A 14,674-nucleotide genomic window follows, 5' to 3' on the forward strand; every position below is an offset into this window, starting at 1 on the left:
ATCGCTGGCGGTCGCCGGCGCCGGCTGGGGCCGCACGGTGACCGGTGGTGTACTGGTGGTCCATGGCCGGTCGCCGGGTGGTTCCAGGCGGTGATCGGCGGACGCCAGAATCGTGCGGGTTCGCCTGAGCCGGCACTCAGCGAGCTGCGCGACGAGATCGTCGCGCACTCCGGTTGCGGCTACGAGCCGTGCGAGACGGCCACCCAGACCGTTCCCGGTGACGGGAACCCGGAGGCGTCGGTCGTGTTCGTCGGTGAGGCGCCGGGAAAGAACGAGGACGAGCAGGGAAGGCCGTTCATCGGCCGCGCCGGGAAGCTGCTGGACGAGCTGCTGGCCGAGGCCGGCCTCGTGCGCGCCGACGTCTGGATCACCAACGTGGTGAAGGCGCGGCCGCCGAAGAACCGTGACCCGAAGGCGCCGGAGATCGCGCACTGGATGCCGTTCCTGGAGCGCGAGCTGGAGCTCATCCAGCCGCAGCTGATCGTGCCGCTGGGCCGGCACGCGCTCAAGCACTTCGCGCCGACCGCGAAGATCGGCGAGGTCCACGGGACGCTCATCGAAGCGCGCGTGTTCCCCCTCTACCACCCGGCCGCGGCGATGTACAACCAGACGCTCAAGAGCACGCTGTTCGAGGACGCTCGCGCCCTCGGCGCGCTGCTCAGTCGCTGAGGTCCTCGAGCACGACCCGCAGCCGGTCGAGCGCTTCGGCCAGCTGGGCGTGCTCCTCGCGGCCGAGCGCCTCGCGCAGGCGCCGCTCGAGCGCGAGCTGACGCTCGTTCGCGTCCCGCCGCGCCGCCTCGCCCGCCTCGGTGACGCGCAGGGCGACGCCGTAGCCGCGTGCGCCGAGCCCGCGCTCGAGGAACCCGAGCTCCTGCAGTCGCGCGACGGTCCGGCTGATGCCCTGCTGGCTGGTGGGGAGGACCCGGGCGATGTCGGCGATCGACGTGCCGGGGTTCGCGGCGATCACGTCCAGCACGCCCGCGGTCGTCGGGGTCAGGGGCGTGTCGGCGAGCGCGGCCTCGCCCAGCATCTGCGAGCGCGCCGACGTCTCCCACAGCAGATGGCCGACCCGTCCCGCGTCCTCGAACGTCCGCTCCACCTTCGGCATCGCGCCGGATCGTAACAACCTTGCGTTCTCACAACATGTTGTTATCTTCCGCTCCATGGAACACAACATGTTGGGATCTCAACGCAAGTGGTGGACGCTCGTGGCCGTCTGCCTGGGCACGTTCATGCTGCTGCTGGACGTGACGATCGTGATCGTCGCGCTGCCCGACATCCGCACCGACCTCGGCGCTCGGGTGTCCGACGTGCAGTGGGTGGTCGACGCCTACGCGCTGTCGCTCGCGGCGCTGCTGCTGACGGCCGGGTCATTGGCGGACCTGCTCGGCCGGCGCCGCGTCTACGTCGCGGGCCTGGCGATCTTCACCGCCGCCTCGGTGCTGTGCGGGCTGGCGCAGTCGCCGCTGATGCTGATCCTGTGCCGCGCCGTGCAGGGCATCGGCGGCGCGGTCATGTTCTCCACCGCGCTCGCGCTGATCGCCCAGACGTTCCACGGCCGTGAGCGCGGCACCGCGTTCGGCATCTGGGGCGCGGTCACCGGCATCAGCACCGCGCTCGGGCCGGTGCTCGGCGGCGTGCTGACGACCGGCCTGAGCTGGCACTGGATCTTTCTGGTCAACCTGCCGGTCGGGATCGCCGCGATCGTCATCACGCTGCGCGTGGTCGAGGAGTCGCGCTCGGGACACGCGCGTCGCGTCGACGTCCCGGGCGTCGCCGTCTTCACCGCCGGTCTGCTGAGCCTCGTCTACGGGTTGATCCGCGCGAGCGACCACGGCTGGACGGACGGGGTCGTCGTCGGCTGCCTGGTCGTCGGCGCCGTGCTGCTCGCGGCGTTCCCGCTGGTGGAGCGCGCGGTGCCGCACCCGATGCTCGACCTCACGCTGTTCCGCAAGCCGACCTTCGTCGGCGGGCTGATCGCCGCGTTCGGCATGAACGGCTCGCTGTTCGCGATCATGCTCTACCTGGTCCTGTACCTGCAGGACCAGCTCGGCTACACGCCGCTCGAGACCGGCGTGCGGATCATGCTGATCACCGGCGCGACGCTGCTCACCGCGATCCCCGCCGGGCGGTTGGCCGACCGCTACCCGCGGCTGCTTATCGCGCCCGGGCTGGTGCTCGTCGGCTCGGGGCTGCTGCTGATGCGCGGGCTGGACGCCGAGTCGGGCTGGACGCATCTGCTCCCCGGCTTCATCGTCGCCGGCCTCGGCAGCGGGCTCGTGAACCCGACGCTCGCCTCCACGGCGGTCGGCGTGGTCCAGCCGCGGTTCGCGGGCATGGCGTCGGGCATCAACACCACGGCGCGGCAGGTCGGGATCGCCGCTAGCGTCGCCGCGCTCGGCTCGATCCTCGCCGCGCACCAACGCGCCGGCGGCTCGTTCGTGTCCGGCCTGGACGAGCTGCTGCTGATCGTCGCGGTCGTGGCCTTCGTCGCCGCGGCCTGCGCGGCGGTGCTCATCCGGCCGCGTGACCTCGTCGGCCACGGGGAGTAGTGTCCGACCCGTGTTGCGCTCGGGTCTGATCGCGCTCGTGCTGCTGGCGTTCGCCGCGCCCGCCCAGGCGCAGCTCGCGAAGCCGCAGACGAAGTCGTTGGACTCGGAGGCGCCGCCCGGCTCGCCACCGCACTGGCTCCCGAACGAGACGTGGGTGATGCAGCACTGGCTGCCCTACGACGAGACGCGGCTGTACGCGTTGATGGGCGTCACGCGCGGGGAGATCTGGCGCTGGCTGCGCGACGACACGCGCAACGTGGCCGGCCTCGCGGCGCTGCACGGCTACCCGGACCCGCACGTGCTGGCGCGGGAGCTGGTCGCGCCGTGGCAGGGCAAGCTGCGTGAGCCGGAGCGGATGGCGCTGCTCGAGAAGCGCGCGCTCAGCACGCTGACGCAGGGTCACCTCGCGCAGCACATCTTCTTCCACTCGCTGCACCAGAACGCGATCCCGGACAACGCGCCGGAGATCTTCGGAACGAGCACCACCCGCTTCCGCGACCTGCGCCGCAGCGAGCTGTCGCCGCTGATGATCTGCCGCCTGAACGGGCTCTCGCGCTCGCACGCGCAGGCGGCGGCCGAGAAGACCCTGCGGGCCATGGCCGCGCGCGGCGTGAAGGGCCAGGCGATCCCGGCGTCGCAGGCGGACCGGCTGCTCGCCCGCCAGCTCCGGCAGGTCCCGCGCTGGCTGCAGCAGACGCGCTACAACGGCCCGCCGCCGCTCAAGCAGCCGCGCGGGTCGATCGCCACCGCCTCCAACTACTCCAACAACGCGGTGCTGGCGGGCAATGGCGAGCGGGTCGCGTTCGAGTCCTACGAGGCCAAGCTCGCGGTCGCCAAGGCCAAGGGCGAGATCGGCGTCGTCGCGGGCGCGCTGGACGGTACCGGCGAGCGGCTGCGGCGCCCCGGGCGCGGGCCGGCCTCGGCCTACAACCCGGCCGTCAGCGCCGACGGCCGCTTCGTCGCCTTCGAGTCCGCCGAGGGCAACTACAACTTCGCCAAGCGCTACGGGCAGATGGCCGTGTGGGTGCACGACACGCGGCGCGACGTCGCCATCCCGGCCTCGCGCAGCACGTTGCGCGTCCCGTTCTCCGCCTACAACCCGACCATCTCCGGCGACGGCCGCGTGGTCGCGTACGAGACCTCCGAGTCCGAGCGCGGCGCCCTCGCGGTGTGGGTGACGGACCTGCGCACACGCCGCTCGCGACTCGTCGGCAACGACATCTACGAGCCGGCGCTGTCGGCGGACGGCCGTTACCTCGTGTTCACCGGCGCCGGGTCGCAGGTGTTCCTGCGCGACCTGCAGCGCGGGACGACCCGCCCGGTCTCGAGCGGCCAAGAGGCGTGGGAGCCGGTCGTGAGCCGCGGCGGCCGCGTCGTCGCGTTCACGCAGGGCGGCAAGATCGTGGTGACCGGCGCGGGTGAGACCGTCATCGCGCTGCCCGGCGCGGCCCTGTCCGAGCCGTCCCTGTCCGCGAACGGTCGTCGCGTCGCGTTCACCGCGCGCGGCGCGGGTTCGGAGTCGACCGCCGTCTACGTGCGCGACCTGGCGACGGGCGCGACCGAGCTCGTCTCGCGCAGCTCGGCCGGCGTGCCCGCGATGGGCGCGAGCGCCCGCCCGTCGATCTCCGCCGACGGCACGCGCGTCGCCTTCACCTCGGACGCCTGGAACCTCGTGCCGAGCAAGTGCAACCCGGCGCGCGGGATCTTCGTCCGCGACCTCGCGAGCGGCACGACGACGCTCGTCTCCCGCGGCGACGGCGCGAACGCCGGCCTCGGCCCGACCAAGGGCTCGGGCGGCTCCGGCGCGATGCGCATCGCGCTCATGTGCGCCTAGTTGCTGCCAGCACTCCTGAGCGACGTGCCGCGTTTGCGCTTGTGCAGGCCGAAGCGGGCCGGGAGCGGCTCGCCGCCGTCCCAGGCGGTCGCGATCCGCTCGGCCATCGCGGGGCCGTGCTTGAAGCCGTGGCCCGAGCCGCCGCCGACGATCCAGACGGACGGGTGCTCCGGGTGCGGCGCGGCGATGAACTGCGAGTCCGGCGAGATCTCGTAGCGGCACGTCTTCGAGCCGACGAGCCGGGCCGTCGCCAGCGCCGGGAAGCGGTCGGCGACGTACCCGCGCGTGAGCCTCTCGGTCTCGGCGGTGGCCGGCGGCAGGTCGGCGTCGGGTTCCAGGAGCGGGCCCTCCATGTCCCAGGCGACCTTCACGCCCAGGTCGTGGAGATCGCCGGTGCCGTAGACGGCGCGGTCGTAGTCGACCCAGCCGGGCGCGTGCTTCCAGCCGGGATCACCTTCGAAGAAGAACAGCTCCTGGCGCGTCACCCGGAGCTCGACCAGCCCCGCGAAGAGCTTCGCGAGCCAGCCGCCGCAGCTCCAGACGACGCGGTCCGCCTCCAGCACCTCGTCCCCGACGACCACTCGATCGCCGTCCGGCCGCGCCACACCCCGGACCACCCGCGCGCCCCGGGCAGCCGCCGCGGCGGCGAGCGTCTGCACGCCGAGCTGCGCCCGCAAAACACCGGCCTCGGGCTCGTGCAGCACCCACGCGAGGTCGCCGCCGTCGAAGGACGGGAACTGCGCGGCGGCCTCGCTCACCTCCTGGCGCACGACCGGGATGCCGAGGCCGCGCAGCGTGGCCTCCGAGGTCGTTTCCCAGCCGTCGTCGCCATGCGCGAACCACGAGATCCCACACTCGGTCAGCAGCGACGCGCCGGTCTCGGCCTCGAGCTCGAGCCACAGCGTCCGCGCGCGGCGCGCCATCGCCGAGTAGTCCGCGTCCGGGCCGTGCGCGCAGCGGATCAGCCGCGTCTCGCCGCCGGACGTCGCGCGCACGTCGCCCGGCTCGAACTGGTCGACGAGCACGACCTCGTCGCCGCGCTCGGCCAGCCACCACGCCAAGGATGCGCCGAACGTGCCGGCGCCCACGATCACGACTCGCTCCACGCCGAGACGGTACAAACAACGGTGTGCTCGCCGCTGCGCTCGCCACGCTCGTGATCGGCCACTCGGCCGAGGGTCGTGAGATCCGCGCCACCCGCGTCGGCGACGAGCAGGCGCCGGTCACGGTGCTGGTGGTCGGCGACGTGCACGGGAACGAGCCGGCGGGGGAGGCGATCGTGCAGGCGCTCCGCAAGACCAACGTCGACGGCGTCCAGTTCTGGCTCGTCCGCACCGCGAACCCCGACGGCCGCGCCGACCGCACCCGTCAGAACGCCCGCGGCGTGGACCTCAACCGCAACTTCCCGTACCGCTGGGCGCCCGGCGCGAAGGGCACGTACTACCCCGGGCCCAAGGCGGGCTCGGAGCCGGAGACGAAGGCGCTGATGCGGCTCGTCCGCCGCATCCGCCCGCAGCTCGGCATCTACTACCACCAGCACATGGGCATCACCGTCCGCGCCCGCGGCGTCGACGCGAAGGTCCAGCGCGACTACGCGCGCCGCACCGGCCTGCCGCTGCGCTCACTGCCCAACTACCACGGCACCGCGATCGGCTGGCAGAACCACCTGATCAAGGATGGGACGGCGTTCGTGGTCGAGCTCAAAGCCGGGCCGGCCCCGGTCAAGCGCCACGTCGACGCGGTCCTCGCCGCGGCAAGGAGCTACACGCGATGAAGATCGTCCTGGTCCGTCACGGCGAGACCGAGTGGAGCGCGTCGGGCAAGCACACGTCCGTCAGCGACATCCCGCTCACCGAGCGCGGCCGCGAGGCGGCGGCGCGTCTGCGCGGGCAGCTCGGCGACTTCGCGCTCGTCCTCGCCTCCCCGCGTGTGCGTGCCCGGGAGACCGCCCGCCTCGCCGGGTTCGAGGCCCCGGAGATCACGCCCGACCTGGCCGAGGTCGACTATGGCGACTACGAGGGCCTCACCACCGACACCATCCGCGAGACCCGCCCGGGCTGGACGCTGTGGGCCGACGGCTCACCCGGCGGCGAGACGCTCGCCGAGGCCGGCGCGCGGGTCGACCGAGTGATCGCGCGCGCCCTGGAGGCCGACGGCGACGTGATCGTGTTCGCGCACGGCCACATCCTGCGCGTGCTCGCCGCCCGCTGGATCGAGCTGCCGCCCGAGCGAGGAGCGAGCCTCGCGCTCGACACCGCAGCCGTCTCCGAGCTGGGCTTCGAGCGCGAGACCCGCGTCATCGCGCGCTGGAACGGCTAGCAGCTGGGGGCGTACTCGATCTCGAGCTCGGGATCGGACAGGTAGCCGTTGCTGGCCCCGGGGCCGAAGACCGTCAGATCGACCCAGGACCGGTTGTTCGCCACCAGGTCGGCGATCTCGTCCGTGACGTCCACCTCGTCCTCACCGGCCGAGCCGGGGCTGTAGGACTCCCAGGTGGTCACCTCCGACCACACGTCGTACGTGTACCACGTGTGCGAGGCGTCCCAGTTCGGGCCGGCGTCCCCGACCTCGACGGTTCCGGTCATCGCCCAGGGGTTGGTGACGCGGAACGTGGCCTCGCACACCTCGTTGCCCGTGGGCACGTACCAGTTGACGTTGAAGACGTTGAGGGAATCGCCGCCGTTCGTCCAGCCCACCTCGAACAGGTTCGCACCGCTGTTGAGGCAGCTCTCCGGCGGGTACTCGCGGACCCGGCACACGTCGCTGAAGGACGCGTAGGTCGTTGTCGCCGACGCGGCCGCCGGCAGCACGCCCACCGCGGCCGCGACCGCGAAGGTGGCGAAGAGGAAGCGGATCGTCCTAGAGGTCATATTCGATCTCGATCTCGATGTCCTCGACGTACGAGAAGTCGCCGCCCGGGTCCGCGAACAGGCCGAAGAACCCGCCGCCCGCGTGGTTGGCGACGTAGTCGGTGATGTCGACCTCCTCCGTCCCCCAGACACCCGTGGAGAAGTCGGTGAACACGTCGACGTTGCTCGTGTCCCACGTCCACCACGTGTCGGTGTACCAGTCCAGGTTGTTCGCCTGGCCGAGGTAGACGGTCTGGCTGCCGCCGATGTCCAGGCGCAGCGTGGCGTCGGTGACCTCCGCACCGGTGGGCAGGCTCCAGCTCGCGCCGAACAGCGCGATCGACTCGCCGAAGTTCGTCTGGCCGATGGCGATGGCGCCGATCCACCCCTGGTCGCACGTGGCGTCCGGCGGATACTCGCGAATCCAGCACTCGCTGTGGATCGTCGCGTAGGTCGTGGCCGCCGACGCGGCTGACGGCGCCGCCGCCAAGGCGCCACTCACGATCAAGCCCAGCACCAACCGACGAGCAATGCTCGTACGCATCCCGCACCTGCCTTTAATGGGGGTTTGGACAGCGAGAAGACGATCCGGAACGACGTGGGGGATCAAATAGTGAGAAGCGTCTGAGGTCAACGTCCCCGTGCTGACACGTTTCACCGTTCGCGCTTGCGCCGCGCTTGTGGTCACAATGGCGGCGTGAAGGTCTCCGCCAAAGCTGACTACGCGGTGCGTGCCGCCGCCGAGCTCGCCGCTGCCCAGCCGAACGGCGCCCTCGTGCGCGCCGAGGCGATCGCGACCGCGCAGGGCATCCCGCAGCGGTTCCTCGAGAACATCCTCTCCGACCTGCGCCACGCCGGGCTCGTGCAGAGCCAGCGCGGGGCGGAGGGTGGGCACCGCCTGAACCGGCCGGCCGCGGAGATCAGCGTCGCGGACATCATCCGCGCCGTCGACGGCCCGCTCGCCGCCGTGCGCGGGGAGCGGCCGGAGTCCGTCAGCTACGAGGGGCCCGCCGAGCCGCTCCAGCGCGTGTGGATCGCGGTGCGCAAGAACCTGCGTGACGTGGTCGAGACCGTCAGCCTCGCGGACCTGGCGGCCGGTGCGCTGCCCGCGCCGGTCCAGACGCTCGCGGACGACCCCGAAGCCTGGGTCACCCGCTAAACCCGCAAAACAGATCGGGATTTGTTAGTTTCGCTCCATGCGAAGCACATGGGTCTGCGCTCTGGTCGCCGCGTTCGCGCTCGTGGCGCCTTCCACCGCCTCGGCTGACGTCCCGAGCATCATCATCGACACCGACATCGCCCTCTGGTGGGACGACGTCTCGGCCTTCGCCATCGCGAACGCCGCGGAGGACAAGGGGGATGTCCGCTACCTGGGCGCGGTCGCCGACGTCAAGAGCCTCTCGGCCGCTCCGGCGATCGACGCGATCAACACCTGGTACGGCAACGGGAAGGTGCCGGTCGGCGCGACCCTCGGCGTCGAGCAGAACATCTTCGCGAACGTTTACACGAGCGATTTGGCGCGTCGGTTCAAGCACTCGCTGGGGGACGGCACCAGCGCGGAGGACGCGGTCGCGCTGTACCGGCGGCTGCTCTCCGGCGAGCCCGACCACAGCGTCACGATCGTCTCACTCGGCGGCTTGACCAACCTCGCCGCGCTGCTCTCGTCGGACCGCGCGCTGGTTGAGCGCAAGGTCAAGAACCTCGTCGTCATGGCCGGCGAGTTCCCGACGCCGTCGCGCGCGTGGACCAACGAGCTGATCGACGTGCCGGCCACCAAGTACGTGTTCAACACGGCCTGGCCGAAGTCCGTGCCGATCACGTGGGCGGACGCCAAGATCGGCTTCCCGCTGTTCGTCGGCCAGACGGTCAGCCAGGCGCATCCCGCGAGCAGCCCGGTCCGCGCCGCGTTCGAGATCCTGTTCCCGGACGGCACGGTCGGCGACGCGAACTGGGACGCGATCGCGATCTACTACGCGATCTACGGGCTCGGTGACGACCTGCTGCGGCTGACCGGCGCCGGTGGCGCGGCGCGGGTTGACAGCTGGGGGGCGATCAGCTGGGTCGACAACCCCGAGCGCCCCGACGACCGCTACCTCCAGATCCCGTCCTACCCGCGGTTCGCCTCGGTCCTCAACGCGCTGATCGACTACGTGCCCGCGCATCCCGGGGGCGACGACGAGACCGAGGTGTCGGCCGCGAGCGACGTGGGCGGCGAGGTGCCGGCGACGCTCGGGATCACCACCGGCGCTCCCGCGAGCTTCGCGCCGTTCGTGCCCGGCGTGGCGCGCGACTACGACACGTCGCTGGACGTCACCGTGACCTCGAGCGCCGCCGACGCGGCGCTGACGGTCGCCGACCCCTCGCCGACCGCTCCGGGGCACCTGGTCAACGGGACGCTCGCGCTGCCGCAGGCCTTGAAGGCCCGCGCCGGCGCCGCGGCGTTCGCGGACGTGGCCGCGAGTCCCACGCGGCTCGCCGCCTGGACCGGACCCGTCGCGAGTGCGGTCGTGCAGGTCGACTTCCGGCAGCCAATCGGCGCGACGGACGCGCTCCGCACGGGTAGGTACAGCAAGACGCTGACCTTGACGCTGTCGACCACTACACCCTGAGGTAGACTGACCGGCGCGAAACCCGATCGGGTTTCGCGCTTTTCTTTTCCCGTTTCGGAGGTCCCGACGTAATGCGCAGATCGTTCGCCGTGCTTGCCGCCGCGCTGCTCGTATTCGCCGGCTGTGGCGACAACACGAGCGGCTCTTCGTCGGACTCCGAGGGCGAGGCCACATCGACGCCCGCCGCGACCCAGGAGGCCGCGCAGCTGCCCGAGAAGTTCTCGGCGGGCGTGAAGATCGCGCTGGTGCGCCAGCTCGCGTCCGGCGACTACTTCCAGCAGTGGCTGCTCGGCGCGCAGGAGCAGGCCAAGGCGCTCAACGTGGACCTGCGGATCTCCGACGCGCGCAACAACAACGACCAGCAGGCCACCGACCTGCAGCGCGCGATCGATCAGAAGCCGGACGCGATCATCGTCGACCACGGCCTCGCCGCCACGGTCAACCCGCTGATCGACAAGGCCGTCGAAGCCGGCATCCCCGTCGTCGCCTTCGACGTGGAGACCGAGAACCCCGAGGTCGTCTCGATCCAGCAGAGCGACGAGGACGCCGGCAAGCGCCTCGGCGAGGAGCTCGTCAAGGGCATCGGCGGGTCCGGCGACGTCGCCTACACCTACGTCGCCGGCTTCGCGCCGCTCGATCGCCGCAACCGTGGGTGGGAGGAGGTCAAGAAGGCCAACTCCGGGATCAAGCAGGTCGCCAAGTTCGGCAAGGTCTCCGACTCCACCGCCAACGACACGCAGGAGCAGGCCAACGCGGTCATCACCGCCAACCCGGACCTGAAGGCCGTGCTCGCGCCGTACGACGAGTTCGCCAAGGGCGTCGTGAACGCGCTCGAGCAGGCCAACAAGACCGACGTGAAGGTCTACGGCGGGGACATCTCTACGCCGGACATCGGCGTGATGACCAAGGAGGGCAGCCCGTGGGTGGCGACGATCGCCACCGACCCGGCGAACGTCGGCCGGGTCGCCGTGCGCGCCGCGGCCCTCAAGCTCAACGGCGACGCGATCGACCGCGAGGTGCTGATCCCGCAGACGATCATCACCCAGGACTTCCTCAAGGAGAACTCGATCAAGACGCTCGAGGACCTGCGCGCGAAGCTGCCGGACCTCAACACGCAGGACACGGCCACGGCCGATTGGATTCCCAAGTCCTAGTGGGAGTCGCGCTCGCAGACGTCGCCAAGTCGTTCGGCTCCACGCAGGCGCTGAGAGGCGTCAGCCTGGAGCCGGCCGCCGGCGAGGTGCTGGCCGTGGTCGGCGCCAACGGCGCCGGCAAGTCGACGCTGAACAAGATCCTGTCGGGCGCGCTCGCGCCCGACTCGGGCGACGTGCTCGTCGACGGCGAGCCCGTGCGGTTCAACTCGCCGCTCGACGCGCGCCAGGCCGGCGTCGAGACGGTCCACCAGCACGCGTCCGATTGGACGATCCCCGGGCTGAGCACCGCCGAGAACCTCGTGCTCGACCGGCTCGCGACCGGGGAGGACGGGCCGTGGGCGTCCCCGCGCCGGCTGCTCCCAAAGGCGCGCGAGGTGGCCGAGGGCCTCGGCCTCCATCTCTCGAACGCCGCGCTGCTCGACGATGTCGCGCGGCTCGGCGTCTCCGAGCGCCAGCTGATCGCGGTCGCGCGCTCGCTCTCCCAGCAGCCGCGGCTGCTCATCCTCGACGAGCCGACGTCCGCCCTGAGCGCCACCGAGGCCGAGCGGCTGTTCACGATCGTCCGCTCCCTGCGTGAGCAGGGCGTCGCGATCCTCTACGTCTCGCACCGGCTCGGCGAGGTCGACGCGCTGGCGGACAGGGTCGCCGTGATGCGCGACGGCCTGCTCGTCGCCACGTTCGCGAAGCCGTTCACGCGCGAGGATGTCGTCAACGCGATGCTGGGCGAGCTGGCGGAGGACATCGCGCGTCCGTCCGGCCACGTGGCGGGCAAAGCGATCGTGGAGATCGAGGGCGCGCGGCTCTTCGAGCACAGCACGCCCTTCGACCTCCAGCTGCGTGAGGGCGAGGTGCTCGGCCTCACCGGGCTCATCGGCGCGGGCAAGTCCGAGCTGCTCGGCGCGCTGTTCGGCCTGCGCCCCCTGCCGGAAGGGACGATCGCACTCGACGGCGCCGCGATCCGCCCGACGCATCCCGCCGAGGCGATCGGCCACGGCGTGCACCTCGTGCCGGAGGACCGCGCCGCGCAGGCGCTCATCCCGGGCTGGTCCGTGCGCGGCAACGCGACGCTCGCGCTCGCCCGGCGCTTCTTCACCCAGATCGGACGCGAAAGGACGCGCGTGATCGACCTGATCAAGGACCTGCGGGTCAGGACCGACGGCCCCGAGGCGCCGATCGAGTCGCTGTCGGGCGGCAACCAGCAGAAAGTCGTGGTGGGGCGCTGGCTGCTCAAGCCGGCGCGCGTGCTGGCGCTGGACGAGCCGTTCCGCGGCGTCGACCTCGGCGCCCGGCGGGACATCGCGGCCAAGGCGCGTGAGCTCTCATCCGGCGCCGCCATCGTGGTCGCGAGCGCCGACGTCGACGAGGTGCTCGAGGTGGCCGATCGTATCGTGGTGCTCTCCCACGGCTCGGTCGTGCAGGACGTGCTCGCCAAGGACGCGACGCGCGAGAGCCTGACCCTGGCGATGAACGCATGAGCACGACAGACCAACCCGCTCCCATCCAGGTCGGCGCCTCTCAGGGGATCGAGCGCCACATCCTGCGCTACGGCCTGCTCGCGCTGTTCGCGGGCGTGACGCTCTTCTTCGTGCTCTCCGAGCCGTCGTTCCGGTCGTTCAACAACATCGTGTCGATCCTGCAGTCCGTCTCGATCGTCGGGATCATCGGGCTCGGCGTGACGGTGTCGATGGTGGTCGGCGGGTTCGACCTCTCGATCGGCGCCAACGCGGGCTTCACCGTGATGCTGTGCGCGATCTGCCTCGTGATGTTCGCGTGGCCGACCGTTGCCGTGGTGCCGGTCGCGCTGCTCGGCGGGCTGCTGATCGGGGCCTTGAACGGCGCCCTGATCGTGCGGCTGAAGGTGCCCGACCTGCTGGCCACGCTCGGCATGCTGTTCGTCCTCCAGGGCGTGCAGCTGCTGCCGTCGCAGGGCCAGTCGATCTCGTCCGGCCTCGTGCTCGACGGCAAGGAGTACGACGGCATCTTCACCGAGGCCTTCCTCTACATCGGGCGTGGGCGCGTGTTCGGCGAGATCCCGTTCCCGATCATCCTGTTCGCCGTCTGCGCGATCGCGCTGTACGTCGTGCTCGAGAAGACGCGCTGGGGCCGCCAGCTGTACGCGGTCGGCGGGAACCTCGAGGCGGCGCGACTCGCCGGCATCCGCGTCGATCGCGTGCGGATGATCGCCTACATCGTGTCCGGCGTGCTGGCCTCGCTCGGCGGGATCATCCTCGCCGCGCGGATCGGCGAGGGCGACGTCGGCGCCGGCTCGCCGTTCCTGCTCGACGCGGTCGCGGCGGCGCTCGTCGGCTACGCCGTGCTCGCCGTCAACCGCCCGAACATCCTCGGCACCACGATCGGCGCCGTGTTCCTCGGGATCATGCTCAACGGGCTGACGATCAAGAACTTCCCGTACTACACGCAGGACTTCGTCAAGGGGGTCGTCCTCATGGTCGCGCTGCTGCTGACGTTCGGCGTCCGGAGGCTCCGTTGACCGAGTCGTACGAGCTGCTCGAGCCCGAGAAGGTCGCGGCGTACATCGACTCGCGGGCCGATCTGGCGGCGCGCGTGGACACGTCGACGCTGGACGTGACCGAGGTCGGCGACGGCAACCTGAACCTGGTCTTCGTCTGCAAGGACGCGAGCGGGCGCGGGCTGGTGCTCAAGCAGGCGCTGCCGTACGTGCGGCTCGTCGGCCCGTCGTGGCCGTTCACGCCCAAGCGTGCGGTCGCCGAGGCGCGCGCCTACGAGGTCCACGGGCGCTTCGCGGCCGAGTACCTGCCCGAGTTCTACGGCTTCGACGAGCCCCGCTACATCCTCGCGATGGAGGACCTCACCGACCACCGCGTGTGGCGTGGCGCGCTGACGGACGGCGAGCGCCACGACGGCGCCGCGGCGGACATCGGCCGCTACGTCGCGCGGGTCGCGTTCCACACGTCGCTGTTCGGGATCGAGGCGAAGGCCGTGAAGGAGCTCGCCGCCGCCGCGATCTCCCCCGAGCTGTGCGAGATCACCGAGGACCTCGTGCTCACGGAGCCGTTCAGCGGCGCCGAGCGCAACTGGTTCCAGGACGAGCTGGCCGCCGCGGCCGCTTCGCTGCAGACGGACGAGCTCAAGGCGCGCGCCGGTGAGCTCAAGTGGGCGTTCATGACCCGTGCCGAGGCGCTCATCCACGGCGACCTGCACACCGGGTCCGTGATGGTGCGCGACGGCTCGACCCGCGCGTTCGACTCCGAGTTCACGTTCTACGGGCCGGTCGCGTTCGACCTCGCGCTGCCGTGGTCGAACTTCATCGTGACCCTGGCGCGCGACGCCGTGCTGGGGCGCGCCGAGCACGGCGCGTGGGTGGAGACGCTGTTCGAGGAGCTGTGGGACGCGTTCGAGGCGGAGTTCCGCTCGCTGTGGCCGGGGGTCGTGGACCCGCGCGTGTTCAACGAGCTGTACCTGGAGCGCTGGCTCGCGCAGACGCAGCGCGACGCGGCGGCGTTCGCGGCCACGGAGGCCGCGCGCCGGATCGTCGGGCTCGCGCACGTGCCGGACCTCGAGACCTTGGACGTGGAGCCGCGCGCGGTCGCCGGGCGCGCCGTGATCGAGACGGTCAAGCGGCTCCTGCTGGATCGGCCGGACACGGCCGGAGAAGTGCGCGCGATCGCGCGCGAGGAGGTGGCCCGAGGATGAT

General features: G+C 71.4%; 15 protein-coding genes. 11 read left to right on the forward strand and 4 right to left on the reverse strand.

What is annotated here, in order from left to right; all coding sequences use genetic code 11:
• The first annotated feature begins 90 nt into the window (after window positions 1–90).
• Window positions 91–669 carry a uracil-DNA glycosylase gene (locus OJ997_RS09410; protein ID WP_270024826.1) on the forward strand — a complete coding sequence of 193 codons (579 nt, stop codon included), beginning with the start codon at window positions 91–93 and terminating at the stop codon, window positions 667–669.
• On the opposite strand, the gene OJ997_RS09415 is transcribed toward OJ997_RS09410, so the two are convergent.
• Complete coding sequence (locus OJ997_RS09415) at window positions 659–1,108, reverse strand: MarR family winged helix-turn-helix transcriptional regulator (RefSeq protein WP_270024827.1); 450 nt, start codon at window positions 1,106–1,108, stop codon at window positions 659–661. The genes OJ997_RS09410 and OJ997_RS09415 overlap by 11 nt on opposite strands.
• A gap of 67 nt (window positions 1,109–1,175) precedes the next feature.
• Between OJ997_RS09415 and OJ997_RS09420 the strand changes: the two genes are divergently transcribed.
• Entirely contained in the window at window positions 1,176–2,552 is a 1,377-nt protein-coding gene (locus tag OJ997_RS09420; RefSeq protein WP_270024828.1) for an MFS transporter, read from the forward strand.
• A 10-nt stretch (window positions 2,553–2,562) separates the two neighbouring features.
• Window positions 2,563–4,386, forward strand: a complete 1,824-nt coding sequence (locus OJ997_RS09425; RefSeq protein WP_270024829.1) for a TolB family protein — start codon at window positions 2,563–2,565, stop codon at window positions 4,384–4,386.
• On the opposite strand, the gene OJ997_RS09430 is transcribed toward OJ997_RS09425, so the two are convergent.
• Window positions 4,383–5,492 (reverse strand): FAD-dependent oxidoreductase, encoded by a 1,110-nt coding sequence (locus OJ997_RS09430; RefSeq protein WP_270024830.1) that lies wholly within the window; start codon window positions 5,490–5,492, stop codon window positions 4,383–4,385. The genes OJ997_RS09425 and OJ997_RS09430 overlap by 4 nt on opposite strands.
• A 23-nt stretch (window positions 5,493–5,515) precedes the next feature.
• Between OJ997_RS09430 and OJ997_RS09435 the strand changes: the two genes are divergently transcribed.
• Entirely contained in the window at window positions 5,516–6,160 is a 645-nt protein-coding gene (locus OJ997_RS09435; RefSeq protein ID WP_270024831.1) for a DUF2817 domain-containing protein, read from the forward strand.
• On the forward strand, window positions 6,157–6,705 hold the full coding sequence (locus tag OJ997_RS09440) for a histidine phosphatase family protein (protein WP_270024832.1): 549 nt from the start codon (window positions 6,157–6,159) through the stop codon (window positions 6,703–6,705). The genes OJ997_RS09435 and OJ997_RS09440 overlap by 4 nt, the downstream gene beginning before the upstream one ends.
• Here the strand turns inward: OJ997_RS09440 and OJ997_RS09445 are convergent.
• Window positions 6,702–7,256 (reverse strand): hypothetical protein, encoded by a 555-nt coding sequence (locus OJ997_RS09445; protein WP_270024833.1) that lies wholly within the window; start codon window positions 7,254–7,256, stop codon window positions 6,702–6,704. The two genes, OJ997_RS09440 and OJ997_RS09445, sit on opposite strands and share 4 nt — an antisense overlap.
• Window positions 7,246–7,752 carry a hypothetical protein gene (locus OJ997_RS09450; protein ID WP_270024834.1) on the reverse strand — a complete coding sequence of 169 codons (507 nt, stop codon included), beginning with the start codon at window positions 7,750–7,752 and terminating at the stop codon, window positions 7,246–7,248. The genes OJ997_RS09445 and OJ997_RS09450 overlap by 11 nt, the downstream gene beginning before the upstream one ends.
• 180 nt (window positions 7,753–7,932) lie before the next feature.
• On the opposite strand from OJ997_RS09450, the gene OJ997_RS09455 reads away from it, so the two are divergent.
• The 6 genes from OJ997_RS09455 to mtnK all read left to right on the forward strand — a co-directional run bounded on the left by OJ997_RS09455 (window position 7,933) and on the right by mtnK (window position 14,673).
• The gene (locus OJ997_RS09455) at window positions 7,933–8,394 is read left to right on the forward strand and encodes an RrF2 family transcriptional regulator (protein WP_270024835.1); all 462 of its coding nucleotides are present in this window, start codon (window positions 7,933–7,935) and stop codon (window positions 8,392–8,394) included.
• 37 nt (window positions 8,395–8,431) lie between these two features.
• Window positions 8,432–9,844: a nucleoside hydrolase gene (locus OJ997_RS09460; RefSeq protein WP_270024836.1), complete on the forward strand. Its 1,413-nt coding sequence runs from the start codon at window positions 8,432–8,434 to the stop codon at window positions 9,842–9,844.
• Window positions 9,845–9,915: 71 nt separating this feature from the next.
• The gene (locus tag OJ997_RS09465; protein ID WP_270024837.1) at window positions 9,916–10,998 is read left to right on the forward strand and encodes a sugar ABC transporter substrate-binding protein; all 1,083 of its coding nucleotides are present in this window, start codon (window positions 9,916–9,918) and stop codon (window positions 10,996–10,998) included.
• Window positions 10,998–12,473: a sugar ABC transporter ATP-binding protein gene (locus OJ997_RS09470; protein ID WP_270024838.1), complete on the forward strand. Its 1,476-nt coding sequence runs from the start codon at window positions 10,998–11,000 to the stop codon at window positions 12,471–12,473. Before OJ997_RS09465 ends, OJ997_RS09470 begins: the two co-directional genes overlap by 1 nt.
• Window positions 12,470–13,489 (forward strand): ABC transporter permease, encoded by a 1,020-nt coding sequence (locus OJ997_RS09475; RefSeq protein ID WP_270024839.1) that lies wholly within the window; start codon window positions 12,470–12,472, stop codon window positions 13,487–13,489. Before OJ997_RS09470 ends, OJ997_RS09475 begins: the two co-directional genes overlap by 4 nt.
• Complete coding sequence (gene mtnK / locus OJ997_RS09480) at window positions 13,486–14,673, forward strand: S-methyl-5-thioribose kinase (protein WP_270024840.1); 1,188 nt, start codon at window positions 13,486–13,488, stop codon at window positions 14,671–14,673. Before OJ997_RS09475 ends, mtnK begins: the two co-directional genes overlap by 4 nt.
• The last annotated feature ends 1 nt before the right edge of the window (window position 14,674 follow it).

It is taken from the genome of Solirubrobacter phytolaccae (assembly GCF_027587195.1).
In the GTDB taxonomy this organism is placed as follows: domain Bacteria; phylum Actinomycetota; class Thermoleophilia; order Solirubrobacterales; family Solirubrobacteraceae; genus Solirubrobacter; species Solirubrobacter phytolaccae.